The following is a 25,179-nucleotide window of genomic DNA, read 5'->3' as shown; positions in this document are numbered from 1 at the left end:
AACATCTTTTTGACAGAAGCTAAAGTAGTAACAAGAAACCACCACCTACTTTATAGAATTGCCTTATAATACCTTAATTGCCTAACCCTAATTGCTCACATGCTTTGCTTAATTCAACTTCAGTTAAGCTAGTGAACTCTTCATCTGTAGACTTTCTATATGCTAGAAACTTATTCAATGAATCAGCATCTCTTTTTTCCAATATAGATCGTATGTAGCCTGCCTGTTTAGAACACATAAACTCTTTAACCTGATCAGAATTAGCTTTATTTAATAACGCCCATACTGGTTCCATACAGCCCTTTTCTACTAAAGGTGTTAATAAAACTGTACAGAAAAGAGGTGATTTATCCTCTAGTTCCTCTCTTATCACTAAAGCACGATGGCTATCAAATCCTTCCTTCATCCACATATGCATAAAAAGCTTTACACTTTCACTTACATAAGGCTCTGAATGTTTTTTGATTTCCATGTCTAACCAGATATTATAATCATCTTCTGGAACATCATTTGGCTTTAAACAATCAAATAATTCCTGAAATTTATCAAAGCGAAGTGCACCCTGTAGTGTATTCAAACTACCATAATAACCATTTTCAGCTAAGTCTCTTTTTAGAAGTTCTGGATATTTATCAGGACTTATTTGACTAAAACAAAACTCGAATATTTCAGGATAACTATTACAACGACTACCTGCTGCATACACTGCTGTCTTCATGAAGATCTCATCCTTTTTCTGTGAGCCCATTTCATCTTCAGGTAATGACTTTATTTTATTCCAGAAGAATTCTACTGCTTCCGCTTGTTTCAAATCTATAGCACATTTAAGTCCATATTCATATGGATGACGACCATCTAGATTTAGTTTAGAGATGTAACCGCTAACAAAATGTGACCAAAAACCTGTTAAAAGGTCGCTTGTTAAAGATTTAACTAAGTGACCATACTCCAACAGACTACTTTTACCTTGAGCTGATAATCTTTTTTTTCTTTCCTCAAATAAAGCAATAATATCTTCCTCTAAGCAGCACCTACAGGCAATTTCATAGCTAGGGTTACTAAAGGGACTGCCTGGCATTATCAGCTTTTTACCTATCACCTGCCTATCAAGTTTAACTTTATGTAAATTGTCTACTTTCTTCCAACAATCCTCATTAGATAGCACTTGTGAAAGAAAATTGTGCCTCTTTTTACCACCCCTTTTGTGCAAGTCCCAATTTGCATAACACCAGCGCTCAATTTGAAAAAGCTTAGATGCTCTATAGGGATCATCCTCTTTAATAGACGAAAACAAAACTTTTGGAATATCTGAACGCAGCATAATTACCCCTCTATGAATGGAAAAACATGGAAACTGTTACGTCTAACATACACTATAGTAACTTGATACCATTTCGAGTAAGATATCCCTTTTCTAAGTTTTGTCAATCCTCAATTTGAAAAATTTTTTTAGACTTGAATAACTCTCAACAAAAGCCTCTTAATATGAGAGATACATGACGTTTTGTTTATTTTAAATTCTGTTTTTTATAAGTCTACCTTAGTTATTATTCTAAAATAAACTAGTATTAATTTAGCAGAATGTATTATTAAGATCTTAAGTAAGATAACCATTTCCAGAACTCAAAACCAGCTAATGAGAGAAGAGTTTGTTTTGGGATGCGTTGGACTACCGCGCGATACATACGAACTTTTTTGTATTCTGACTTTGCTATACGCTAAAACTAGCCATATTAGCCCATTTTATCCATATATACATACGAACTGTTTTGCCTAAGCTTATGGAAATAATTTAAATCTTCTATTTTTATAACCTTATTTTTACGCAACTTGTTCTCAAAAATATACGATCTTTTTTGAAGGAGTAAACAATTGAATTGTTTATAACACTAGCTAGCATGGTATCTTCACTAAAATATTTTTTGAAAAAGTTAATTGACTTATAAATAATTCTCTACTAATACTGGCATGTGTTTGTTTATTCTGCTGAAGTTGCTCCATACAGGTTTGCTGTAAAAACTTCAGCAGTTTCCGTACTCCTTTAAAGCATAATCCATCACGCTCTTAATAATAGTGATATCAAATATAGGTCTTAACTATTTTAATCTATAGTAAAATTAGCTCAAATTTGCAGTCATAAGCAACTTTTAACCTATCTACATACTCCATTGTTACTCACCATAAAAACTTAACAAAAATATGAGTAGTAAAAAGATTGTGTTGAAATTAGCTTGACCAATATTATATATTGTACATAATATATTCTATATCTAGGCTAGGAGGTAGTATGGATACAGAGTCAGTAAAATATGTTGTAGAATCTATCAGTGAACAAAAGCTAGGAGAGGAATTAAATACTGAGCCATGGCATTCAAAAATTGAGTGTAATAGCAATGAGGGACCAACGCCTGAAGATGACATAACAGATTTAGATGATTATAGTTTGTTTGTTCAAGGAATAAGTAATCCTTCGGAATGTTATGACCTTGATCAGAGACATGAAACTAGGGAGGCTGTTGACACATGTGTAAAACATACATTGTCGTATCAGAGTGAAACTGATGATAGTGATTTATATTGGAAAAATTACCCTATTAGTCCAAGAGACTCTGCTTTAATTAAGTTAGATCTACTACTGACTGAAAGTGAGAGAAGTCTAATTGATGAATTTCGTAAAGAGTTAAAAGATGTAGTAACAAAAAATGATCAAGGTTATAGGGATAAGCATGAAAATTTTACAAACACTGCTTTAGAGCGTATAGAGTGCATAACAAATAAATATTTGCAAAAAGGGATAAGACTCAATTCAAAATATAACGATGATAAGTATACTATAACAAGTTTAATTTTTAAGGAAATAAGAAATATCCCTGATAGAATACGACAGCATAAGGGATTACCACCTTATGAGAGTTTATCAGACGATAGTGAGACTATAACAAGTTTAGTTTCTAAGGGAATAAGAGATATTCCTGCCTACGAGGGTGTATCAGATGATAAAAATATAGGTATTATACGCAATATCATGAGTAATTTACTATTAAAAGGTGGAAGAGTAAAATGCAGTTCCTTTTATGATGATAAGTTATTGTATGCAACTTATGGGTTCAGTTATGAGATTTTTGCAGAACGTGAAGAAATCGATAACAAGCTAAAAAGCGTAGCAGATGAAGGTATTATAAACAGTAGTGCCCAAGGCAAAGCTTTACACGTAGAAATGGATAATGGATATTTTTATGTAAAATATTCGCAAGATAGCACTGTTGAGGTTGCAAAAGTTATAAATAATCCAAAAGTGAAAGATTTAAGTTTTAGACATCATATATTTCATGTTGGAAAGAGTATAGTAAGAGTTGAAAATGTAGGAGGAAAAAGAAATTATACAGACGTTTTAGAAGGTGGCATTGAAATGTCTTTTACTACTGAAGTAGGAAAGATTAGTATTCATCTACGTTCTAGTGATAAAGACAACAATAAAATTGAAGTAAAGATAAGTGACGATGACAAGAAGAAACTTGATCAATTAAAAGATAAGGAAGAAATAGGAGAAAATTGCTTACTTGGTGGATATTCAGTACATGATGCGATTAAACGAGGATATTTTGAAAAACATGAAACACTACGTCAATCTTCTGAAAAAATTACCTTATCTAATGAAAAGAAAAAAAATAGTTGGTGTGAGATAGTAACAAATTCAAAACAGACAACAAGCCGTACTGTAGGGTAAATGCTAAACTGCTTGATTGTCTAAAGATCTTATATTACTCACCATAAAAACTTAACAAACGACATAAGTAGTAAAAAGATTATGGTTATTGACTTAATGTTACATATCGCATACAATATATCATATATCTTAGCTTAAGGGGTAAGTATGAGTGAGTCTACTGGGATGGTAAAATCTATCATCAATCTACTAAAGCCAAAATCCAAATCAGAACTATATGATTTCGAATATGAGTCCATTATAGAACATCTATCATCTAAAGAGCATTTATTAAATGAGCTGATGAATGATATGTGGTACTCAGGAGACTTACCATCAGTCAGAAACTATAATGAACCATTATCTTTGATAGATAGCAAACTTGGATTAAGTGAACAAATTTGTGTTTGGTTTGCTCTGGACCATGATCTTACGCCAAGTCAAAAAATTTTAAACAAAAAGTTACTTAGTGCTCTAAAATGTTTAGCTTCTAACTGTGGTTCATTTGATAATACTGAGCCCCTTGAAGAATTTTTACATGATAATAAAAACAATAAAGATTTAAAAGTGATTCTTAACCTAAGAAGAGGAGAATCTCAATCAACAGTATTGCATGCGATTGCAGGAGCAAATATTGGTGGATTTCGTCGCATAGGAAATCAGGCTATAGATTTACTCTTAGAAGCAGGCGCAGATCCTAACATACAAGATAATAAAGGAAAAACACCATTATGCCTTGCTGCTGCCAAAGGTCATTACGATAATACAAACTCTCTCCTCTCAAAAGGAGCTAACCCTAATATAACAAGTAGAAAGGGTAAAACTCCACAACAAATAGCAACTAATAAACTCTGCTATAATATAGAAGAATTATTTTTAACTGATAAACAGAAAAAGATGAATAAGGAATTGTATGACTTACTTGCACTAGATTCAGACTGCACTAAAAATTTAAAGGAGTTTTTAAGTAAGCATAAAAGAGACTCAGACCTAAAAGTGGTGCTAAATATTCGGCACGGAATGGGTGAGTCAAAAGTGTTCTCATATGTTGAACGTTTTGCTTGGGACAATGAAGATCTTGCTCAAGAGTTAAGAAAAATATTTCTAGAAGCAGGAGCATTAGATTATGATAAAAATATTATTTATCGTCAGCAAAAGAAAGGACAGGTCAGCAAATTACTCGTTAATTTAACCTCAAATCAAAAGGAGAAGTTAAATAAGTTTTCTGATAAGATGTTTCAAGCTCAAAATATGGCTGAACTTGAAGAGATTGTAAACGATGCTATAAAGTCTGGTGTACGATTAAACTATTCTCTTTCACAAGATTTCTTTTCAGGTAATGAATACACTTTTACCGATTATGTGATGAAAAAAATCAGTGAGTTGGAAAAAAATCCTAAAGTTGCTAGTAATATAATATGTCAATTAGTATCAAAAGGGGCAGTGTTTGGTAATACAGTTGATGCTAACACACTGACACCAGAATTTAAAGAGCATAAAACTAACCTAAAAAAAGCTTATATAGATTATGTTAGCAATTCTCATAAGTTTATTGAAATCGCAAAAAATGCAACCAATAGCGAGCTAAAAGATGTAAGAGTAGACAACTCCGTTTTTTACTTAGAATATTCTAAAGATAGTAAAATAGACATTATAAAGATAACAGATGGGGCAAGGGATTTAGGTCTAACAGATGGAGATGTAAAGTGTGGAAGAAATATAGTAAAGATCGGTAATAGTGAAGTAGAAATTAAAATTGAAGATGGCATAAGGAATTACACAGATCTTACAGAAGGCAGCGATGTAGTATTAACTTTCTATACTAGTTTGGGAGAATTAGAAGTTAGGTTATATCCTGATGAGAAAAATAAAAATTGGATAAAAGTAGAGGTGAGTGAAGAAGGCCTACTTCTACTTGATAAAATAGAAAGTTATAATGAAGCAATAGAAGATTGTAATGAGGGAATAGAAAATTATGAAGAAATAGGACAAAATTGCTTACTGGGAGGTTTATCAGTCATTGAAGCCATAGACCGAGGTGTTTTTGCTAGATCTGGTGGGTTAATGCGTCCTGAATTAATAAGCGAATCCAATAAGCAGAAGGGTTCATGGGTAAAACGTGAAGAATTAAGAAGAGTTTCTGATTCTAGGGAAAAAATTGCTAATTTACCATAAAAGTTGAAAATTATTATTTAAATATAAATTACTACAGTTAATAAATTATTGCAAAGGAGTCGAATCGATATCAATAATCTTTTAAGAATACTCTTTTATGTTGTTTTTCAGGAAAATGAGATGTCATTGTACAGGAGCTGGCCACAAGGTGTATTTTCAGGATATGAGACTGTATTAAAACACGATTGGCTGAGCCGACCTTTTACAGAATTTTTTTTCCAGATCTATAGCTCTTTTCACAATAATCCAAATAAATCATAATATGCTACTGGCCTACTATAGCCATAAACACATATCTTACCCTGTTCGGACTACTATAAGAAAAGCTATACTATTAAAATATGCAGCTAAATTGTATACATTGTCTACCACTGTTGCATCTAGTATGCTAAAATCTTCATCATCTATATTAATATTTTCGCATAATTGATTTTGTAACATCGACTTACATCAATCTCAATATCTTTTGGCATGGCCCTTTGTAGCAGCTCCTTCTTGCACATACTCTTTTCAATCTCCCGTTGCTTTTGTAAATTAAGATGCTAATCCATAAAATTTCTCTAATTGCTCGCTCCACAACATCGGTATTTCTTTCAAATCAGATAGCTTCAAACCTCTTGGCTGTCTCCCATTTACTATGTCTTCCTTAATCTTTGGTGCTAAATAATTCAACCTTAAAATTTGTTGTATACGTCTTGTACCTATATTAATTTTGGCACTCAGCTCTCCTACACTTGCATATTTTCCCTCTTCTAGTTGCCGTTTCCACAGATGGGCTCTTACCACTGCTTTCAGTAGTGCATTGTTTGTTTTGCCTTCTGGCTCAGTTACTGTGCATTTCTTTCCTTTCTTTTTTATTGGTATAAATTCCACCTTATCCTCTAAACTCACCTCTATTCCATCTTCTTTTATCATTACTCCTTTTATTAACTTTTTCACTACTTCTTTCTGCTTTCCAAAACTTAAATTTTTCCATTCTTCTGCTTTTTCTCCCCATTTTTCATATAAATCTTCTGCTCTCTTCATTACTTCTTTTTCTACTTCTCCTGCTATTACATTTCGGCTTCCTGATTCACAACCCTTTCCCCTTAAATGATTGTTGCATACGTAATATCGATATCTCTTATTCTCTTTTTTTGAGTATGTCAGCGTCATATTTACATCACAGCTCTTACATTTAATTATTCCCTTTAGTAGCGCTTCCTCATATTTTACTCCTCGATACGGTTGATTACTTATCAATTCTTGTGCTTTTTTCCACTTTTCCTCTTCTATTATCGCATCGTGCTTTCCCTCATACTGTTTGTCATAATGTCTTATCTTTCCCACATATATTGGATTTGTTATTATTCTTCTCACCGTTGCTTTTTTAAAGATATCCGTTTTTGCTTTTGTTCGGTATCCTTCCCTGTTTAACTCTCTTGCCAACTCTGCCATTGACTTCAGCTCCAAATATCTTTCAAATATATGCTGCACTGTTTTTGCTTCTTTTTCATTTATTATTAATTCCTTATCTTTTACATCATACCCAAGCGGTAAAGTTCCTCCCATCCATAAACCTTGTTCTTTTGATGTTGCTATTTTATTTTTTACTCTCTCTACTATCATCTCTCTTTCTAGTTGTGCTGCTCCTGATAATACTGTCTGTACGAATTTTCCCATTGGCGTATTATTGTCAAATATCTGTGTTACTGCTACAAAATTTACTCGGTGCCTTCTAAAAAATGACGTTACTTCTATGCTGTCTTTTGTTTCTCTTGATAACCTATCTAGTGTATATACTACTACACAGTCTATCTCTCCTCCTCTGACATCTTCAAATAATTCCTTTATCGCTGGTCTTTCTAAATTTTTTCCTGAATATCCTCCATCATCGTACTTTTTTGCCAATGCTACCCAGCCTTCTTTGCTCTTTATATACTTTTCACATGCTACTCGCTGGGCATCAAGGCTATTAAACTTCTGCTCGAGACCATCCTCATTTGATTTTCTTGTATATATCGCACATCTTACCTCTTTCAGCATTCTTTCTCCTTATCTCTCATTCCAAATAGAAGCGGCCCATTGTAGCTCATTCCCATTATTTTTCCTGCTACTGCTGACAATGACGTGAAAAATTCTTCTCGGTAGATTAAACCCTTATCTGTCACCATTACCGCATGCGTCTCTTCTCCTCTCTCTAGTATTAATTCTGTTCCTTCTACTGGTAATTTATCGCTACTTATTCTTTTTCCCTTCTCTAGCCGATCTGCCAGATACTCTAGTCTTTTTGTCCCCTTTCTTGACATTTCTCCATACGCTTTTTCCTGCATTCTATAAGCTAATCTTGGTATCAGATATTTCTTTGAGTATCTAGGTGCTTCTTCCACAAATACCTTCTTCCATATTTTTCTCAGCTCATTCAAAGGTTTTTTCTCTAAATTCATTACTTTCTTTTCTATTTCTTTCTCCATATTTTTAGCCCTTCATAAATAGCTTCTCAATTCTGTCTGTTTCTTTCTTTAATACCTCGGTTATCTTTTTGCTATTTTTCGCATAATCCATCGCTGTCATTCCAAATTTATCCGCTTGCTCTATTTCTCCTCCAGCTTTCACTAGCTCCTCCACTATTTCTTTTTCACCTACCATGCACGCAAGGTGTAGAGGTATGCATTTATTTCCATATTCCTCAGCATTTACGTCTGCTCCTGATTTTATCAATTCCCTCACGATTTCTAGACGTTTCTCCGTTACCGCTAGGTGCAGTGCTGTGTGTCCTTCTATATCTTTAGCATTCACATTCGCTCCTTTTTCGACTAATAACTTCACTGTTTTTGCGTCTACCGCATAATGCAGTTCCTTCTCGTCTCTTGCATAAATATTTTCATGTGAGTTCTCTAATAATTCTTCTGCTGACTTATTAAATTTGCCAAGCTTTAACATAATCCACCTCACCTTTTCTTTAAAATCAAGTCCCCTTTTTAAGCCTTTCTTCCTACTACATTTTCTACCTCATCTATCATTTCACTTACTTGGCTCATTATTTTGCTTGCTAAATTTTCACATTCTTCCTTTATTAGTGATTTGTCTCTCTTCCTTATTTCTCCTATCTCTATTATTTTTAGCTCCGGCATGTAGCTTCCATTCAACATGTCTGCTATTTCTCCCACTAGCCTCTCTATTCCATAGCACGTCAGTTCTCTACTTTTTGTTACTCCACCTTTTTCTCTCAGAAATTTGCTCGCCTTTTCACTTTCTTTGCTATCACATAGGCAATACTTTTCACTTTCCCAAATGTAATACATTGGTGTTGCACCATATTTATTCAGTTGATTAACCTCAGCTCCTGCTTTTACTAGCTCTTTTATTATTTCAACTCCTCCTATTTTGCACGCAGAGTGTAGTGGCGTACATCCAGTGACATATTGAGTGGCATTTACTTCCGCTCCCGACCTTAGCAACACTTTTACATTTTCTAAGCTTTTCGCAAATACTGCACAGTGTAGTGGTGTATAACCCTTTTTATCTCTTGCATTTACCTCTGATCCTTTTTTTATTAATAATCTCACTGTTTTGTAATCAGAGATTTCTACTGCTTGATGCAAGATCGTCTCTCCTTCTTCATTTTTTTTGTTAATATTTTTAAATCCGTTACTTGATACTTCTTTAAAAAACTTACTCTTGCTAAAACTCATTTCATACCTCATAAAATTAGCTTTTCTAGCGCCAGACAAATTTCTTATATTTACCTGCCGCTATTCAAGTCATGTCCTTTTTAGCATGAGAAAGCAAGTCCTTTTCTTTTTATTTCATACACTTTTACCTATTATTAATATAATATATGAGGATCTAAATATAAATACTTAACTTATTAGACATATTACTTGACTATTTTTCCAACTTCTGTGCAAATGTCGATGTTCGTGCCATTTCAGTACTCCCGGGTAAAACACTAAAATGTGCTTTTCTAATTCGTGTATTGAGTCTTTTTGCTCTGAATATAAGTCGTTTTTATAGTAAATGTTGTGTTCTGCTAAAACATATTTTCTGACCTTCTGATCTGTATAATTTTCTATTTTGTAGTGGTGAGTAACGCTAAACCTTTCTAAAATTGGCTTGTGTTTTAAATTCCAACGTTGCCCTGAAAGTTTATCGTTTCCCAATACAAATTTATTTCCTTCTTCTTCTATTCTACCAACCGGAAAACAGCTATTTATTTCTCCTAATTTCCAGCTATCTGACAGTACAATCTGCGCTTTTGCAAATTTAATCGACGGTAATAAGCTTTGAGTTAGAGGATACAGGGCTTTTAAGTTATACCACTGATGACTTCTTTCATAAATGCCTTTGTAATCCTTTGTGTGAGGCTCTGTTTCCCCAAGCACTGCTACATTCAACCGATATATGTCATTACTAAATGCTTGCTCATAATGAATCCGAAAAGTGCTAAACTTAAAATTTGGATTTAAGCTTTTTAGCTCAAATGTGTTCTTTCTACCGAATGACAGTACTGGTCCATCTTTTTCAATTTTTATCCCCGAGTAATCCGATAACAAACTTCCAAAAAAGCTTTCATCTAAAATAAACCTATCAATGTTGTAGTGGTCATTGAAAATCCTCATTAGCCTTGATCTTGCTGGTAATGACAGCTTTGCCAATTCTACAACTGCATCTACAAAAAAGTCATTTGGCACATCCTTTATTCCAATTTGCAGCTCAAAAAAATGTTTTCCAGGTGGTTCTTCGATAATTGTAATATCTTCTATATTTGCCCATTTTAGTGCTATTTTGAGTGATTCTGGGGTTCCTCTCAGTCTTTGAAACTTTACTCCTTCTACTATCGCTCTTCTTTTATCTTTTACCCAGCGTAGTATCTCCCCCAATTCATATTCCTCAATCAACCACGGCAATGTTTCTTCTTTAAGACTAAACTTAAACCCTCTGATGCAACTTGGATCAACTTTATAATCCGTTGCATCTACTAGCGCTTTTTCCTGTTTTGTTGCATTTGGTGGCAATAACATTAATTCAACTCAATCTCTAAGTTTCTTAAAGCAGCACACTCATTACCTAGCACCACAACATCTTCTTTTGGCTCGATTAATTCTACATTCTCTACACCCTCTACAAATAGGTTTGCTATTATCCAAGATCTTGTTACATTCCATCCTAATCTTTTTGCTAATTCAAACTTCTCAATAAACTGCTTCTTGATTTCTTCCTCTGATATTAAAGGACTTATGCTCATTCTGCTGTGGATATCTACTTCCGTAATATTGCAACCTATCACTGTTACTGTATCGGTTAAAACCCTTATATCATCTCTAGTAACTTGCTTTCTTACAATTTCAAGTAGCTCTTCTAACGCTATGCCAGTTTGTGTTGATAAGATTGAAATTTGTACTTTCCCTGGTATAGGTGATTCCACTAGTGCATCTTTTACTCTACTATCTGCTGACAGTGCATAATACCTATAATACTCCTTGCTCCCACATGTGCTCCAGCCTTTTACTTTTGCTTTTACCCTCTTTCTAAATCGTTCGTCATCTTCTTCTTTTTCTCTCTCTACTCCATAAAATTCAGCCAAATTATCAAGATCTTCTCCTATCGCAAATTTAAGTAAATTACCCTTTACAGCTTCGTTTATCCTTTGTCTGAGCAAAAGTTCTCTCCATGCTGCTACCTCCAGAATCTTTATCGCTGGATCACTTTCAACTAATGCTGTAAAACTTGCGTCACGCTTCACCAACTCTTCCCTCATCCGAGACAGAATTTCTTCGAAGTTCAGTGGCTCAATAATGTTAGGCTGCTCCATCTTTATACCACAACTCCATCAAAGCGAATATTTTTTCCACTTGGTAAGTACAATCCTTCTAGGTCAAGCGTTACTTTTCCTTCTTTCACTTCTGTTATTTTTACTTTTTCTAACTTAAATCTTTTTTCCCATTTTTCCAAAGCTTCTGCAGTTGCTGCGTAAATTTCCAAAGTTAAATCCCTATTTATTGGCTTATCTACTAACTCAAATAATCTTGATCCATAATCTCTTCTCATTATTCTACTCTTAATAGGAGTGGTCAGTATATCAATTATTGATTGCTTTAAGTGTTCTATTCCTTCTAACGCTTTTCCTGTTTTAGCATCCATACCCTTCATTTCTATTTTGCAAAAACGCTTTCACTGCCTTTTATTACTTTAAACCCACATATCTCCTACTCTTCCTACACTAAGACCATTTGCAAACACTGTTTTTGATCCTTCAGTTAATGCTCTTCCTTCACTAAAACTGTCTCCTTGTCTACATATTGACTTACCGTTTACAAAAACATTATTACTTCCGCTAATGCAGAAATGTGGTATAGCTTCTCCACAGTAGTCTCCTAACCTCACTATTCCTTTGTTCAATTTAAGTCGATCCTTTCTGCTTTCAGTTTTATTCCACTTTTTGTCATTTCTATACTTGATCCCCCAGCCTTAAGTGTTATTTTGTCTACTACTTCAATCTCTAAATTATGCTTCTCTTTATCATATAATAATCTTGTCCCATCTTGAAATTTTACACTATTTATTTCTTTTTTATTCTCTGGTGCAGGGTATTTTTCCTGATATATTCCTGCTAACACTACTCCTAATGATAGTTCACCAAGAGGAGAAAATACCATTACTTGTTCATCGATATCTGGCGGAGACCAATCTCTATCTTTTCCTGCTTTGCTCGTTATCCAAGGTAAATAATCTGTTAAAAGTTCTCCTATTTTTACTCTTACTTTTGCTTTGTCATAATCTACCTCTTTTACAAGCCCTATTCGTACAATGTTTGCTAGCTTCCTATTCAGCTCTGAAATCGCAAAACTATGATCCAACATTTATATTTCCTACGTTTATGGTATGTGGCTTAATTTTTCCTTCTTCCCATACTGATTTACCTAAATGAAGCTGATGACTCCAATCAACCATCCACACCAAATATGCATCTAATTCGGGTCTAAATCCATCAGGCTCTGCAGAAAGAAATTCAGCCGGAGATACATTCTTTTCCCAGGTATTCTTGTTCACTACTCTTGCAACCTCAGCAGCTAATGATCTGACAATGAGAGGAGCATTTTCTATTGTGCTATCAACTACTATTCTAGCTTCAAATCTTGCTTTTAGAGCTAATTGTTCAGTACCTGGATCTTTACCTGGTTCTAAACTTGCTAGTTCCACAAACACCGCTGGCGCTACTAATTCTTTTCTTATTGCTGGATAAATTTCACACGTCTGTATTGCTGATATTTCTTCTTTTAACTTAGTGCAGATTGCTTGATGTAAATCTTGCAAATTCATATAGGTGTAATGTAACTTAATTCGCGGTGGAAGAATTTTTCAAATACCTTTTCAACTTCATAATTAACAAGATTCTCTATTATCCTTGAAGCCTCAGGTTCTAGTAGCAACTTAATTTCCTTTATTGGCAGGGCTGTTCTTCCTTCACGTTTAAAAATACCGCTATTTCCTTTTGGCATAACTGCTGCAAATCCTCCTATAAACTCATGCTTTCCTACTTTCGATCCTCTTCTTGTTTTTTGTATTTTGCCAATTGTCGATGCTCTAATGTCATAGAGATTTGCTCTAATTAACACTTCTAATCTGCTAGTTTTCGCCTTAAAAATTCTTAATCTCTTTCTTATCAAACCTAAGTTTATTCTCTTTTCCTCACTGATTTCCTTAGCTGCTTTTGATTTTAGCCATATTGCTGTTTTGTTTAATGCACTCACCATTGCTTTTTCCACTTTTTTCCTTTCAGCATCTATACTTTGTATAATACTACCGGTACGCATTTATACTCCTGACGCTCGAATTTTCCATATCATTCCTGAATTATCTTGCAGCGGTGGAGAATATACTTTATATTTACGGTCACCTATAACAAAAACATCTCCTACTATTGGCCTTAACACATCAAACGCACTTACTTCTAACGCTAAAGTTTCTTCCACAAATTGTCCTTCACCAATCTCGTATAATTTATCTGGCTGTTGCTTTAATACTTGTACCATATATGACTTATCCTTTGACTTTCCATAAGATGGTACAAGCCTCCACCTTCTAGGTGGAGAAACTTTAGTTTGTCAATGTCATAACTGTACTTTATAAAGTATAGTTATGACGGAATATGACAAAGGAAAACACACTGTATTTTATCATAGGTACCATATAGTCTGGATTACAAAATATCGGTACAGAGTATTAACTAAGGCTATGAAGGAGAGAATACGAACAATCATAGCAGAAGTATCTGAAGAAATGGGGATTAAGATAGAAAACGGAGTAATATCATCAGATCATTTACATTTATTCGTAGTAATACCTCCTCATATAGCTGTGAGTGATTTTGTTCAAAGAGCCAAAGGCAGGTCTTCACGCAAAATTCAACAAGAATTTCCAGAGCTAAATAAAATGTACTGGGGAAAGCGTTTTTGGGGAAGAGGATACTTTAGTGCTACCAGCGGACATATCACAGATGAAGTCATTAATGAGTACATCAATAAACATACAGATGCACATCAGCCTCATTCTATATCTAGTATAAGATTGGAGTAGCTTTAGCTTCTCACCGCGCTTCCAGCGCTATATCCAACCTTTCGGCTCTCAGCCGATAGTGGTTGAGTCATATAAAGCTATCTCCCCTAAATGGATAAGACAATCTTTCAATAACCTCTTTACATTTTCCTGCATACCATTTTCTATTCATTCAAATTCACTTCTAAAGGCTTCTAAAAATATATTGCATCCTTATATTTTTTTAGCATACTCAACACATATTAAAACCATAAGTAGAGTTTTCTACGTGAGGGCTCTACTATGTTGTTACTATTTTTACCAAAACGGACGGACGGTGGCACATTGGCAATGGATTCGACTGCGTATGTAAATCAGTTCCTCTATCAAATCTCCTTGGTTCTTGTTTTGCATATAGTGGCTGTCCAAGAGTATTTACTGTTTCATTAAAATCTGCTGGTGCAAAATATGTTGTAAATGTGCTTGCTGTTCCTAGTGGAAAACAGTGTCCCGTATCTCTTTCTATAAATCTTCTTACGGTTCCTTCAGGATCAGTTGCTTGCCCTCTATATTCCTCAAATGTAATTCCACAAAACGTAAATCCTGACCTCATATCGTTCCTTAGCGCTGCTCCTTCTTGCCATCTCTCATATGCTTCTTTTACTTTAGCATGAGAAGTTAGTGCATCAAAAAACTCAGGACTTACCAAGGCATGAATTCCGGTCATATATTCACCACTTAGATTATCTTCTATATGCCGGAGTACTTCCAGACACTTACGCTTGACATCTGTTGTTGCTGTTCCAAGGGCAAAATTTACTATTTTTGGTGTTATTTCAAATTCGTTGTACAGATTTAGTAATTCTGACCCGTCAGCATCAAGAATAATTCCCTTCAGCGCTCCCATTCGTAAATGCTCTAATGTTATTGCGTGTTTGTTTCTCATTAGCTGTAAATGGTCAGTTATTACGTCTGCCAGCGCTTTCAGTTCACTTTCTGATCCAAATGCCCTTATTCCCTGTACTTCCTCTGGTAACACTACATCATCATGTGGAATATGCGGAACCGTAAATGTTCTTACCTTTCTTTTGCCGCGTTTTCCTACTGTTGCTGGTGCTCCTGGAACTTGTGTTGGTAGTAAACTTAATACTCCGTTTCGCTCTTCTATGGTAATATGTCTAAATCTTACTGACCTACTTGGAAATAAATTTAAATTTTCAACTCGTCCATAATTTATCGGCAATATATTTATCGCATTTGTTAGTGCCGTCATGCTAAATGCTGTATTTGTAAATGGATTTTGCATTTTTCCCCCTTTTGTGTTTTTAATAGTTTTTTTAAGCTCCCTTGCGGATAATGATCCCTCGTCCTTCAAGTTGCTTTATTGCTGCAGTTTTCTGCTCTTCAGTTATATTTGCTGGCCATACAACTGCATGATCTGCTAGCATTGCACCGCGAGCAATAATTACTCCTTTAGCATTTTCCTTTGCGTTTACATCACTTGCAATAACACCTATTGCGGTTTGTGTGCCATCGGTTGCTGTTGGATTCAAGACCCTAATAAAACCATCTTCAGTCTTTTTAGCAACTACTGCACCAAGCTTGAGATTCTGTCCTTTGGCAACAATTATTTGATCTCGTGAATATAAATTTGATGCTTCATATTTTAGAAGATCTCCTAAATTATTTGTTTCAGTTATACAATTCATAAAATTTTCTCCTTTACTTTCTACTTTTATTATACTGCGAATATTTTAAATACCTGATTGCGCACGACTTCTTGCTACTTGCATCATCAAATCTTCTCCTAAATTCTGTGGTATTGCACTCAGTATCTCTGTCTTCTTCGTTCTCTCTGCAAGTAATTCCATTAAAACTTCCCTTGCTTGCTCAATACTTACACCCTGCTCAATAAATTCTCCTATTTTCTCTGGCATTCGTGATAAGTTACATAAACGTATTAATTCAATAATTTCAGTACGATACTTAGTTAAATTATCAGTTTCTAGGTCATCAATTTCTAGGTCAGTTGTAATTTGTTTATTCATAGTATTTTCTCCTTTGTTAATAAATTCAAAAAATGTTGTAACTCCATCTGCAAGACCTATTTCCACTGCTTTCTCACCAAAATATAGACCTGCTTCTGTTGATCGAATCTTTTCAATTGAAAGACCTCTATTTCTTGCTATTAGCTGCACAAACATTTCATATAGTCGGTCTACTTCTTTTTGTAAGCTTTCCAGACTTTCAGACGTTATTGGCTCATGTGGGTTTAAATCATTCTTTCGACTACCAGCAAAGATTGTGGTGTACTTAATACCTTGCTTTTCATCAAACCTACTTTGATCTATATGACTTGCTATTACTCCTATACTGCCAACACCAGAAGTTCTGCTCACAAATACCTTTTCAGCGCTTGAAGCTATAGCATATGCAGCAGAGTACGCATCATCATTTGCTATTGCCACAATTCTCTTTTTTGCTCTTGATTCGTAAATAAAATCAGCCAAGTCGAATAAACCGTTTACTTCTCCGCCTGAACTATCTATATCAAGCAGAATAGTTTCTATATCTTTGTTTGATAATGCTTCTTCTACTTCTTCTTGAATTTTCTCATACGATGTCATGCCTAGAAAATCATCAAAAGCTCCTGGTTTTTTGGTTAAAATTCCATGTATTGGTATTATTGCTGTCTTTTCTATATTGTTCTTTACATAGTGTTTTACGTTTTTAAAGATAGGTTGTTTTCCGTTATATAGCGACAACAGGTCAAAGCTTTTTTGCTCTATCATCATCGGCCTACATAGCCAGTTGGTTTGTAAAATTTCCATAAAGTAAACGAGATTTATTTTGTTTGTGTCCTGACATCAGAATCAAAGAAAAGGTTGAAAGAATCAGAACGCTTTTGATCTTCTGCTATTTCTTGGTCAATTTCTTCTACATCGTAACCCATTTCTGATACTACTTCCGATCGACTCTTAAATCCATTCCTTACTGCCATTTGCTGTGCTTGCTGGTCTTTCAGTGGATCCACCCAATCAAATCCCTGTGGTATCCATTTTACTTCTTCTTTCGCTGCTTTTGCCACTTTTTCATCTATACAGAGTTCTCCACACAGTACTGCTAACTCTAGCCATCTATTCCATACTGGTCTGCAAAATTGAAATACCATAATGTTGTGTTGCAGCATAGCGCATCTACGACGAAACTCTATCAGTCCTGCTCTGATTGATGAATAATTAACACCCGTTAAATCTCCTGTTAGTTGCTCATATGTTATCCCTGTGCCTATTGCTATTGCCCTCAGTTGCTGTCTCATGAATGCTTCATAACTTCCTCCAACATCAGACGGCTCTGAAAATTTTATGTCTTCTCCTGGGTCTAAAAGCTGCATAGTTCCTGGCTCTAAACCTGATAGTGCTACTCCTTGCTCATTACTTTCACCTTCTCCTAAAATATTTGCTTCTGGATCAAGTCTCGTAATAAACCCTGCAAACATTGCTGCAGTCTTTTTTCGTACTAATTCTGCATCATCGTACTGGTCAAGTTCGTAAAGCTTCAAAAGCACGTTAGAAAGCCAAGGCTCCCCTCTAATTTGTCCAGGTCTTAATGGTCTATAAATATGTAAAACATCATTTGCCGGTACTCTAACTGACTCTCCAAATGAGCCTTCTCCTGGGTGCTCTCTAAATAAATAATATGCTTCTCTTTGCCCAAGCCTATTAAACTCAATCCCGCTTCTTATTACATTACCATTTCCTAAAGTTTGATTTGTTTTATTATCTAAATGTTCAGACTCAAGCACTTGCAGTTGTAATGGCACAGAAAATCTATCTTCCAGCCTTCTCGTTCTTAAACGTACAAAACATTCTCCTCCCTCTATCATACTTCTGCATACTAGAGCTTGTAATCCATAAAAATCACTTATTCCACAGCTATCTGCTTCGTCTGTCCAACGTAGCCATAATTCTTGTACTTTCTTTCGAAATTCTGCATTCCTTGCTTTTGATTGTGGTTTTATTCCTGTTCCAATAGAGTTACTTACTATTGTATCAATAATATTTGCTGCATATGGATTTTTTCTTACCATATCACGAGAGCGGCTACGCAAGTGCTCAAGGCTTTGAGAAAGCAAATTATTTATGCTTCCTGCTTCTCCTTGCCAATACATTACCCTTCTTCCTGAGCCTGCTGCATCCCATGCAGAACTTTTGATTTTTGGCTTGCCAAATAATTGTTTGAAGGTTTTTAACATCCTGATAACCAAAATTCTCTTAATTCTTTCAAAGTTCCGTTAAATTTGTTTCTGTCACATTTTCCGATTCCTTCTACTTCATGCGGCTTTGCTCCTGTTTGACCGTCGGTATATTGCCATAGAGTCCAGTTCCTCCATCCTATTGGTAATGTCAGTTTTGTTCCCCATTTTGCTAACCATAGTGGACATTCTGTTAAAGTTGGGGTGGCAAAATCCTTGAGAAAACTAGGGCTTCCATAAATTAACGGCAAACGTCCGGTTACTAAATAGACCCTATTTACAAAGTCCTCTGCTTGTTTTGGCATTATGCTTTTTCCATCTTTGTTTTCCTCAATGTCAAGGGCTAACAATATATTTGAACTATCACCAATTGTTTCGAGAAAATGCTCAGCTTGGTCTTTGCCGCTTTTTTCCCCGACACCAAAATGGTATGCACCCCAAAGCAATTCCTCTTTTTCAGCGGCTTTTTTCCTTTTTGTATATTCAGGATCTACGTACTTTACCCCCTGGGTGGCTTTGTGAATTATGCCTACTATGCCATCTTCTTTTGTTAATCTAAAATCTATCTCCTGATTCCAGTGCGACAAATCTATTACTGCATTTATAAGCATACCTGGTGTAGCGGTAGCTATCATATACCTCAAATGCTCTAGAAAATCTGGGTATCCATTTTCTATCATGCAACTTCTCATACCACTCCTTTATTCGTTGAAATAACAATCTTTCTTTTTGGTTTTTGACCTTCAACCTTGAGCTCAGCCTTGATTCTTTGTCTTAAGTTTAAAAGATCGTTTATTTGCACTTCAGCATATCTCACTACATGGTCACCATATGCAATTGATACTACTCGCTCTCCGCTTTGCAGCTTCTTTATTGCTTGTTCAACTTGAAACAAATACTCTTCGTTATACATTTTTCAACCACTTACTCTGTCTTACTTTTTTAGGTTTTTTACTTTCCATTTTCCCACTCAAACTATTCCATTTACTCTCTGGCCATCGATCGATTCCAAGCGCAATAGATGCAGCTCTCGCATAAATTCGGCAATCTAGTACTTCATTTCTTTCTCTTACCTTTTGCCACTCTTGTTTGGTATATCCTTTTACCACTTTGCTGACTAATTGCTCTGCTGTTAGCTGCTTAAAATATTCAGGTGCATACTCAGGAAAATGACAGTATCCTGCTGGAGCTTCTTCACCTTCTTTTAAAACATTAAGTAATTGAAAAAGCTCTGACTTTAATATCGATACTCCTGCTGGCCAGAGCTTTATTCCTCTTTTCAGCTTTTGCCCTCCAACTGTTATATCTACTCTACTTGGGCTGCTAAGTGGTACTAGTGCTTTATTTACACCTTTGACTGCCATTACTCTTCCAGAGCCTTGATGGCCTCTTACCCAATTGTATACTTCTTGTGTTGCATATCCAGCATCTACTGCCATCATACTTATCATATACTCAAGCCCATTTTCACCGATAAAATGATGACTCAGAAGCTCCGAAAGCTTTCCCCATACTTCTACTCTTCCAGTATCACCTTCAAATACTCGGTAGTCTATTGACCAACTTTCGCGGCTTTTTCCCCATGCTACAACTTCTACTTCTAACCGATCTTTTTGTACATCTACTCCTGCTGTGAGAACTACTTCACCCTTTGGTACTGTGCCAATTTGATAAGATTCTCTCCTGTTAAATAATTGCTTCCAATCTGGTACTTCTCCTTTATCTACCCAAGTTTCTCCAAGCGTTGTATTTATCCAAACCTTTAACAATTGCTCACTTTCTTTACTATGCAGAAAATCCTCTACTGCTTGATTCCAACTATACCAGCCAACAGGACTATAAAGACTTGATAGATGAAAACCTGCTATTTTGTTACTTGAGGTTTGATTTGTAGCTCTCCATTCTCCACGTTCAAGCATTTCTGTCTTTTGATGATTTTCTATTTTGCCACTACATTCAGTGCAGACATAATGTGCTGTTTTTGCATCATTGTTCTCCCACTTTATTTGTGACCATTTTAGAACTTGATAGTAATTACAATGCGGACAGGGAACAAAAAAATATCTCTTATCTGTTGCTTCAAATTCTTTCTCAATTCTGCTTATTCCATGAATCGTTGGTGTTGATACTAAAAAAATCTTTCGCCGTGCAAATGTATTGGTACGAGCTATGCTGAGCAGTACTGGATCTCCTTCTCCTCCTGAGTCTCCTGGATATGCATCTATTTCATCAAGAAAGAGGTATTTTACTGGCATAGAGCGAAGTCCTACACTGCTATTTGCTCCAGTTATTACTACTATTCCACCTGGAAATTCCTTACTTTGTACAGTATTTCCTGAATCTCTTGATCTTGGGTCTTTTACTTTACTTTTTAAACATGGTGTACTTTCAATAAGTGGCGCAAATCTTCCTTTTGACCAACGCTTTCCCATTTCAACTGTTGGCTGTACTACTAGCATTGGCCCTGGTGTTTGATCGATAATATAGCCAATCCAGTTATTTCCAGCCTCTGTTCCTCCAATTTGTGCTCCTTTCATGAATACCACTTTTTCTACTGGCGAGGACGGAGATAGTGAATCCATGATTTCTTTAAGGTATGGTGTTCTCTCTGTTCTCCATTTTCCTGGCTCTGATGCTGCAGTTGCTGCTAAAACTCGATACTCATTTGCCCACTCTGACACCTTAAGCTCTGGATCTGGTTTCAAACCTTCAGAAAAAGATGTGGCGTATATCATTGTATGCATCTACTCATAACTGGTTCTATCTCGACATCATTAACAATAGAACTACACTCCTCAACAATAGAACTACACTTCTCCATCTCCATAAACATCTTTTTCTGAAATTTGTTTTCTATATATCTTCTGCTCATCTCACTTATCATTAGTGCTATAATAATCGCAAATATCCCTGTTGTTGTTGCAAAAATGATTGCACTGCTTATTGTTGTTGCTGTTAACCCTATATATACCGCTATTGCTACTGCACTTACTGAGGTAAAAACACAGATCGCACTATTGTATTTTCTTACTTTTGCATCTCTATGCTCCATACACCTATAATAAATTGGTACAGATCTGCCTATCTCATCTGGTAATTTGATGCTCTTTTCTTTAAATAAAGTTTTTAGTAACTCTAAATTGTTTGATTTGATTGCTAAATGTAAAACAGGTGTATAATTTGCTCCTTTTTTCAGCAATAACTTTACTACATGTAAATGCCCTTTTTCCGCAGCAAGATAGATCGGTGATAGACTCTTATTATTTGAAATATCAATATCAATTTCTTCTTTTAAGATAGACTCTACAAGCTCAATTTCTCCTCTTTGTGCAGCTAAATGGAGTAGACTATTCTTTTCAGAACCGTATTTATTACTTATCAAAGCCTTCTTTATCTCAGGTTTAGCGTAATCAAATGGTGTCTTGCCACTATCGTCTTTTACCAGAGGATCTATATCTTCTCGCGTTAGTAAAACCTCTATTGTTTTAAGTCTTTCAGCGTAATGTAGTGGCGTTTTATTTTCGTAGTCTTGCAAATTTACTTGAGCATTAGGCTCCTTTATTAAGCATTTGAGAATATCGAGACACAAATCTCTTTCATCGTAATTAGTATTACTTACAGCTATATGAATAGGTGATAATTTCATTGAATTTTGTCCTACACGTGCGCTATTTACATCTGCTCCTAGCTCCAGTAATAACTTTACTATCTCTAATTTTTTGTTGTTAACTGCATAGTGCATCGGTGTCTGATTTCGTGCATCAAAAACCTCGATTTCAGCATTTCCTTCTCTGACTAAAATCTTTACAACTTCTACATGTCCAATACCAGCTGCCAAATGTAATGGTGTATGAAATATTGCATTACGCGAATTAACATCGATGCCTCTATTTATTAGGTACCTTACAGCATTTACCTCACCCACCATTGCAGCTAAATGAAGTAAGCTATCTTGTTCTGACCCGTATTTATTATTAATTAGCGCTTTTAATATTTCTGCTTTTTTTCCTTCTTTAGCGTAATCAAGAGATGTTTTGCCGTCATTATCTTCTACAAAAGGATTAATGTTCTTCTTCGTAAGTAGCAGATCCACCATGCTTAATTCGTCAAATTCTATAGCGCAATGTAGTGGTGTCTTGCCATTTAATCCTCTAACATTAACATCTAATCCAGGTTGATTAATGAGGCACTTTATTAATTCTAAACTTAAGTGAGCAGACATTTTATATTTAAAATTTAGTGTTAGATAATTCTTCAAGCGAGTTTGTAATTTCTTCAGTTAGCGCCATATGAATCTTTTCAGTGTCACTCAGTGATGCAAGCAGCGCTGAAACTCTATTTGGAATATTAAGCAGATTATTACGTACAACTCTTGCTACATTAAATGCTTCGTTTTTCACTTCCTCTACTGCTACAAGCTCTCCTATTTCAGCCTTAGCTTTCGCCTCAAGCAGTTTACCTCGTTCCATTTCATTTTTTATTCGCGTTTTTAGCAACATTGTGGAAAGTTTTTCTCCGTTTTCTGAATAGTTTTTTCTTCTCAATGGTTGACTTGGATCTCTTATTGCTGCCACCGCTTCATTTGCCTGTTCTCTATTGATCAAACCATTCTCCAACTCAACTATTCCTTTTTTTACTAAATAACAGACATATTGCTTTGAAAATCCTTGTTCTCTTGCCCATTCTGTTTGTGTTATTAATTTCACTTTTTTTGCTCCTTTTTTTCTTCTTGAATCTCTTGAAAAGTTTTACCAGCACCAGAAAGAATTGCCTCCCTGCCTGTATACACTTGCCAACGTTTTATCGTTACATCTACAAACTTTGAATCTAGCTCTATTGTTCTACAAATTCTTCCTGTTCTCTCACATGCAATCAGTGTGCTGCCAGAACCGCTAAATGGATCAAGTACTATGTCTCCAGATCTGCTGCTGTTTACTATCGCTCTCTCCATTAGCTCTACTGGCTTCATCGTTGGATGTAGTGTATTATGTGTTGGCTTATCATAAAACCAGAGGTCACTTTGATTTCTACCTCCATACCACTCACGTTTATTGCCACTTTTCCATCCATAAAGCATTGCTTCGTATTGTCTTTGATAATCTGATCTTCCTAGCGTAAAGTGATTCTTTGCCCAAATGATAAATGTTGACCAACGACCACCTGCTTCCTCAAATGCTTTTTGCAACGTCGAAAACTCTGATGATGATGTGCAGATGTAAATTGCACCTTTCGTATATGCTAAAATATTGGAACAGATGTAGTAGAGAAAAAGTTCGTACTTTTCACCTTGATTATCGTTTAATATCTTTTTGTCTTCTCTCTCTTGACTGTTACCATATGCTACGTTATACGGAGGATCACACACAGTAATATCTGCCATTTTATCATCTAACAGCGCTTTATATGATTCAACTACAGAGCTATCACCACAATAGATTCTATGATCACCTAAAATCCAAAGATCACCTGGTTTTGTTACTTTTTTGTCATCAATAGCTAAGTCAGAAAGATCTTCTTTTTCACTATCTAAATCATCAAGGAAATGTTGAACTTTTTCTAATTCAAATCCAGTCATTTTAAGATCAAACTGTAAATCTTCTAACTCTTGAATTTCTACTTTCAAAAGCTCATCATCCCACTTTGCCCAATTAGCTGATTGATTTGCCAGTAATCGAAAAGCTTTAGTTTGTGGTTCATTTAAATTATCACTTAAAACCACAGGAATACTTTCTATACCAAGTTTTCTTGCTGCTTTCAGTCTTAAATGACCATCAACCACAGTTCCATCGCTTTTTGCAACTATTGGTATACGAAAGCCGAATTCCCTGATTGAAGCACACATTCTATTTACTACATCGTCATTTTTACGTGGATTACGCTCATATTCGATGAGATTTTGAGTAGGATAATAGTGGATTGCTAAATTCATATAATTACTGTACTAATTAAAAAGTTAATATTCAAAATATCTCTGACGCTAAAGAAGGCCTGGGGTCAGCACCACCAAACCCGCCATTATGGCCGAAAGGACCCACTTTTTATGAGCTTATTAATATCTTTCCATAACATAGAACATCAAAGCTAAAGCATCTGCTTGATTATCATCTCTAGGTGAAAAACCTTTTTCACGTATCGCTTCAATAACTTCACTCTTACTTGCATTGCCTTTGCCTGTGATAAAGCGTTTTATAGTCTTAACAGGAACACTCTGATAGGGAATATGATTCTCTTCACACCAAGCAGAGAGAACTGCAAGAAAACCACCATAACAATGCGCTGCATCAGTTCCAAGGTGTCTTCTCACTTCCTCAAAATAAACTGTTTCAATACTTGGAAATTTTTCTTTCATTTCATTCAACCACTTACGAAAATTTAGAAATACCATGCCACCTCCACTAAAACGACTAGTATGAAAACTCTCACTGCCACTTTGAACTATTCCATCATGTAGAATAGCCCATCCGGTTTGTTTCCCTAAATCTAGTGTTAGTATTGACATTCTGTAAGATATTTGTTTGGAGGTAGC

Annotated in this window: 27 protein-coding genes and 1 pseudogene; 3 read left to right on the top strand and 25 right to left on the bottom strand. The window is 35.3% G+C overall.

The window, feature by feature from the left end:
- Positions 1-73: 73 nt before the first annotated feature.
- A complete protein-coding gene (locus tag ABWU33_RS02785) occupies positions 74-1,321 on the bottom strand; it encodes a hypothetical protein (RefSeq protein ID WP_264686106.1) in 1,248 nt (415 codons plus the stop codon).
- A 966-nt stretch (positions 1,322-2,287) separates the two neighbouring features.
- Here ABWU33_RS02785 and ABWU33_RS02780 point away from each other — a divergent pair.
- Both ABWU33_RS02780 and ABWU33_RS02775 read left to right on the top strand, forming a co-directional pair.
- Entirely contained in the window at positions 2,288-3,727 is a 1,440-nt protein-coding gene (locus tag ABWU33_RS02780; protein ID WP_353280632.1) for a hypothetical protein, read from the top strand.
- 147 nt (positions 3,728-3,874) lie between these two features.
- Positions 3,875-5,881, top strand: coding sequence for an ankyrin repeat domain-containing protein (locus ABWU33_RS02775; RefSeq protein ID WP_353280634.1), 2,007 nt, complete (start codon positions 3,875-3,877; stop codon positions 5,879-5,881).
- 297 nt (positions 5,882-6,178) lie between these two features.
- Here the strand turns inward: ABWU33_RS02775 and ABWU33_RS02770 are convergent, their stop codons facing one another.
- The 13 genes and pseudogenes from ABWU33_RS02770 to ABWU33_RS02710 all read right to left on the bottom strand — a co-directional run bounded on the left by ABWU33_RS02770 (position 6,179) and on the right by ABWU33_RS02710 (position 13,896).
- Positions 6,179-6,322 carry a hypothetical protein gene (locus ABWU33_RS02770; RefSeq protein WP_230609241.1) on the bottom strand — a complete coding sequence of 48 codons (144 nt, stop codon included), beginning with the start codon at positions 6,320-6,322 and terminating at the stop codon, positions 6,179-6,181.
- 93 nt (positions 6,323-6,415) lie between these two features.
- The gene (locus ABWU33_RS02765; protein WP_230609239.1) at positions 6,416-7,906 is read right to left on the bottom strand and encodes a recombinase family protein; all 1,491 of its coding nucleotides are present in this window, start codon (positions 7,904-7,906) and stop codon (positions 6,416-6,418) included.
- Positions 7,900-8,334: a DUF2924 domain-containing protein gene (locus tag ABWU33_RS02760; RefSeq protein ID WP_230609237.1), complete on the bottom strand. Its 435-nt coding sequence runs from the start codon at positions 8,332-8,334 to the stop codon at positions 7,900-7,902. Before ABWU33_RS02760 ends, ABWU33_RS02765 begins: the two co-directional genes overlap by 7 nt.
- Positions 8,335-8,338: 4 nt before the next feature.
- The gene (locus ABWU33_RS02755) at positions 8,339-8,803 is read right to left on the bottom strand and encodes an ankyrin repeat domain-containing protein (protein ID WP_353280636.1); all 465 of its coding nucleotides are present in this window, start codon (positions 8,801-8,803) and stop codon (positions 8,339-8,341) included.
- A gap of 38 nt (positions 8,804-8,841) precedes the next feature.
- Positions 8,842-9,555, bottom strand: coding sequence for an ankyrin repeat domain-containing protein (locus ABWU33_RS02750; protein WP_353280638.1), 714 nt, complete (start codon positions 9,553-9,555; stop codon positions 8,842-8,844).
- Positions 9,556-9,723: 168 nt separating this feature from the next.
- The gene (locus ABWU33_RS02745; protein WP_353280983.1) at positions 9,724-10,884 is read right to left on the bottom strand and encodes a phage tail protein; all 1,161 of its coding nucleotides are present in this window, start codon (positions 10,882-10,884) and stop codon (positions 9,724-9,726) included.
- Positions 10,884-11,675: a baseplate J/gp47 family protein gene (locus ABWU33_RS02740; RefSeq protein ID WP_230609231.1), complete on the bottom strand. Its 792-nt coding sequence runs from the start codon at positions 11,673-11,675 to the stop codon at positions 10,884-10,886. The genes ABWU33_RS02745 and ABWU33_RS02740 overlap by 1 nt, the downstream gene beginning before the upstream one ends.
- 2 nt (positions 11,676-11,677) lie before the next feature.
- The gene (locus ABWU33_RS02735; protein ID WP_264374884.1) at positions 11,678-12,013 is read right to left on the bottom strand and encodes a GPW/gp25 family protein; all 336 of its coding nucleotides are present in this window, start codon (positions 12,011-12,013) and stop codon (positions 11,678-11,680) included.
- Positions 12,014-12,015: 2 nt separating this feature from the next.
- Positions 12,016-12,262 (bottom strand): annotated as a pseudogene (locus ABWU33_RS02730) (PAAR domain-containing protein).
- The gene (locus tag ABWU33_RS02725; protein ID WP_230609229.1) at positions 12,259-12,723 is read right to left on the bottom strand and encodes a phage baseplate assembly protein V; all 465 of its coding nucleotides are present in this window, start codon (positions 12,721-12,723) and stop codon (positions 12,259-12,261) included. The pseudogene ABWU33_RS02730 and the gene ABWU33_RS02725 overlap by 4 nt, the downstream one beginning before the upstream one ends.
- Positions 12,710-13,183 (bottom strand): hypothetical protein, encoded by a 474-nt coding sequence (locus ABWU33_RS02720; RefSeq protein ID WP_230609227.1) that lies wholly within the window; start codon positions 13,181-13,183, stop codon positions 12,710-12,712. Before ABWU33_RS02720 ends, ABWU33_RS02725 begins: the two co-directional genes overlap by 14 nt.
- Entirely contained in the window at positions 13,180-13,677 is a 498-nt protein-coding gene (locus tag ABWU33_RS02715; RefSeq protein WP_230609226.1) for a phage tail protein, read from the bottom strand. Before ABWU33_RS02715 ends, ABWU33_RS02720 begins: the two co-directional genes overlap by 4 nt.
- Entirely contained in the window at positions 13,678-13,896 is a 219-nt protein-coding gene (locus ABWU33_RS02710; RefSeq protein ID WP_353280981.1) for a hypothetical protein, read from the bottom strand. It abuts the gene before it with no gap.
- Positions 13,897-14,002: 106 nt separating this feature from the next.
- Here ABWU33_RS02710 and tnpA point away from each other — a divergent pair, with 106 nt between their 5' ends.
- Positions 14,003-14,440: an IS200/IS605 family transposase gene (tnpA, locus tag ABWU33_RS02705; RefSeq protein WP_265024376.1), complete on the top strand. Its 438-nt coding sequence runs from the start codon at positions 14,003-14,005 to the stop codon at positions 14,438-14,440.
- A gap of 259 nt (positions 14,441-14,699) precedes the next feature.
- On the opposite strand, the gene ABWU33_RS02700 is transcribed toward tnpA, so the two are convergent.
- The 11 genes from ABWU33_RS02700 to ABWU33_RS02650 all read right to left on the bottom strand — a co-directional run bounded on the left by ABWU33_RS02700 (position 14,700) and on the right by ABWU33_RS02650 (position 25,152).
- Positions 14,700-15,704, bottom strand: coding sequence for a major capsid protein (locus tag ABWU33_RS02700; protein ID WP_264376214.1), 1,005 nt, complete (start codon positions 15,702-15,704; stop codon positions 14,700-14,702).
- Positions 15,705-15,735: 31 nt separating this feature from the next.
- Positions 15,736-16,107, bottom strand: a complete 372-nt coding sequence (locus ABWU33_RS02695) for a head decoration protein (RefSeq protein ID WP_230609220.1) — start codon at positions 16,105-16,107, stop codon at positions 15,736-15,738.
- Positions 16,108-16,152: 45 nt separating this feature from the next.
- On the bottom strand, positions 16,153-17,229 hold the full coding sequence (locus tag ABWU33_RS02690) for a S49 family peptidase (RefSeq protein ID WP_264377306.1): 1,077 nt from the start codon (positions 17,227-17,229) through the stop codon (positions 16,153-16,155).
- Positions 17,230-17,243: 14 nt separating this feature from the next.
- Positions 17,244-18,653, bottom strand: a complete 1,410-nt coding sequence (locus ABWU33_RS02685) for a phage portal protein (RefSeq protein ID WP_230609218.1) — start codon at positions 18,651-18,653, stop codon at positions 17,244-17,246.
- The gene (locus ABWU33_RS02680; RefSeq protein WP_230609216.1) at positions 18,647-19,345 is read right to left on the bottom strand and encodes a glycoside hydrolase family 25 protein; all 699 of its coding nucleotides are present in this window, start codon (positions 19,343-19,345) and stop codon (positions 18,647-18,649) included. Before ABWU33_RS02680 ends, ABWU33_RS02685 begins: the two co-directional genes overlap by 7 nt.
- On the bottom strand, positions 19,342-19,566 hold the full coding sequence (locus ABWU33_RS02675) for a gpW family protein (protein ID WP_230609214.1): 225 nt from the start codon (positions 19,564-19,566) through the stop codon (positions 19,342-19,344). Before ABWU33_RS02675 ends, ABWU33_RS02680 begins: the two co-directional genes overlap by 4 nt.
- Positions 19,559-21,388, bottom strand: a complete 1,830-nt coding sequence (locus ABWU33_RS02670) for a phage terminase large subunit family protein (RefSeq protein WP_264686021.1) — start codon at positions 21,386-21,388, stop codon at positions 19,559-19,561. The genes ABWU33_RS02675 and ABWU33_RS02670 overlap by 8 nt, the downstream gene beginning before the upstream one ends.
- Positions 21,385-22,875 carry an ankyrin repeat domain-containing protein gene (locus ABWU33_RS02665; protein WP_264685685.1) on the bottom strand — a complete coding sequence of 497 codons (1,491 nt, stop codon included), beginning with the start codon at positions 22,873-22,875 and terminating at the stop codon, positions 21,385-21,387. Before ABWU33_RS02665 ends, ABWU33_RS02670 begins: the two co-directional genes overlap by 4 nt.
- Positions 22,876-22,882: 7 nt before the next feature.
- Positions 22,883-23,359: a hypothetical protein gene (locus ABWU33_RS02660; RefSeq protein ID WP_264374889.1), complete on the bottom strand. Its 477-nt coding sequence runs from the start codon at positions 23,357-23,359 to the stop codon at positions 22,883-22,885.
- Complete coding sequence (locus ABWU33_RS02655; protein WP_264686022.1) at positions 23,356-24,582, bottom strand: DNA modification methylase; 1,227 nt, start codon at positions 24,580-24,582, stop codon at positions 23,356-23,358. The genes ABWU33_RS02660 and ABWU33_RS02655 overlap by 4 nt, the downstream gene beginning before the upstream one ends.
- A gap of 120 nt (positions 24,583-24,702) precedes the next feature.
- On the bottom strand, positions 24,703-25,152 hold the full coding sequence (locus tag ABWU33_RS02650) for a crossover junction endodeoxyribonuclease RuvC (protein ID WP_264377085.1): 450 nt from the start codon (positions 25,150-25,152) through the stop codon (positions 24,703-24,705).
- Positions 25,153-25,179 lie beyond the last annotated feature (27 nt).

Source organism: Wolbachia endosymbiont (group B) of Cyclophora punctaria (genome assembly GCF_964028235.1).
Classification (GTDB): domain Bacteria; phylum Pseudomonadota; class Alphaproteobacteria; order Rickettsiales; family Anaplasmataceae; genus Wolbachia.
This window is presented reverse-complemented; position numbering and strand designations above follow the sequence as displayed.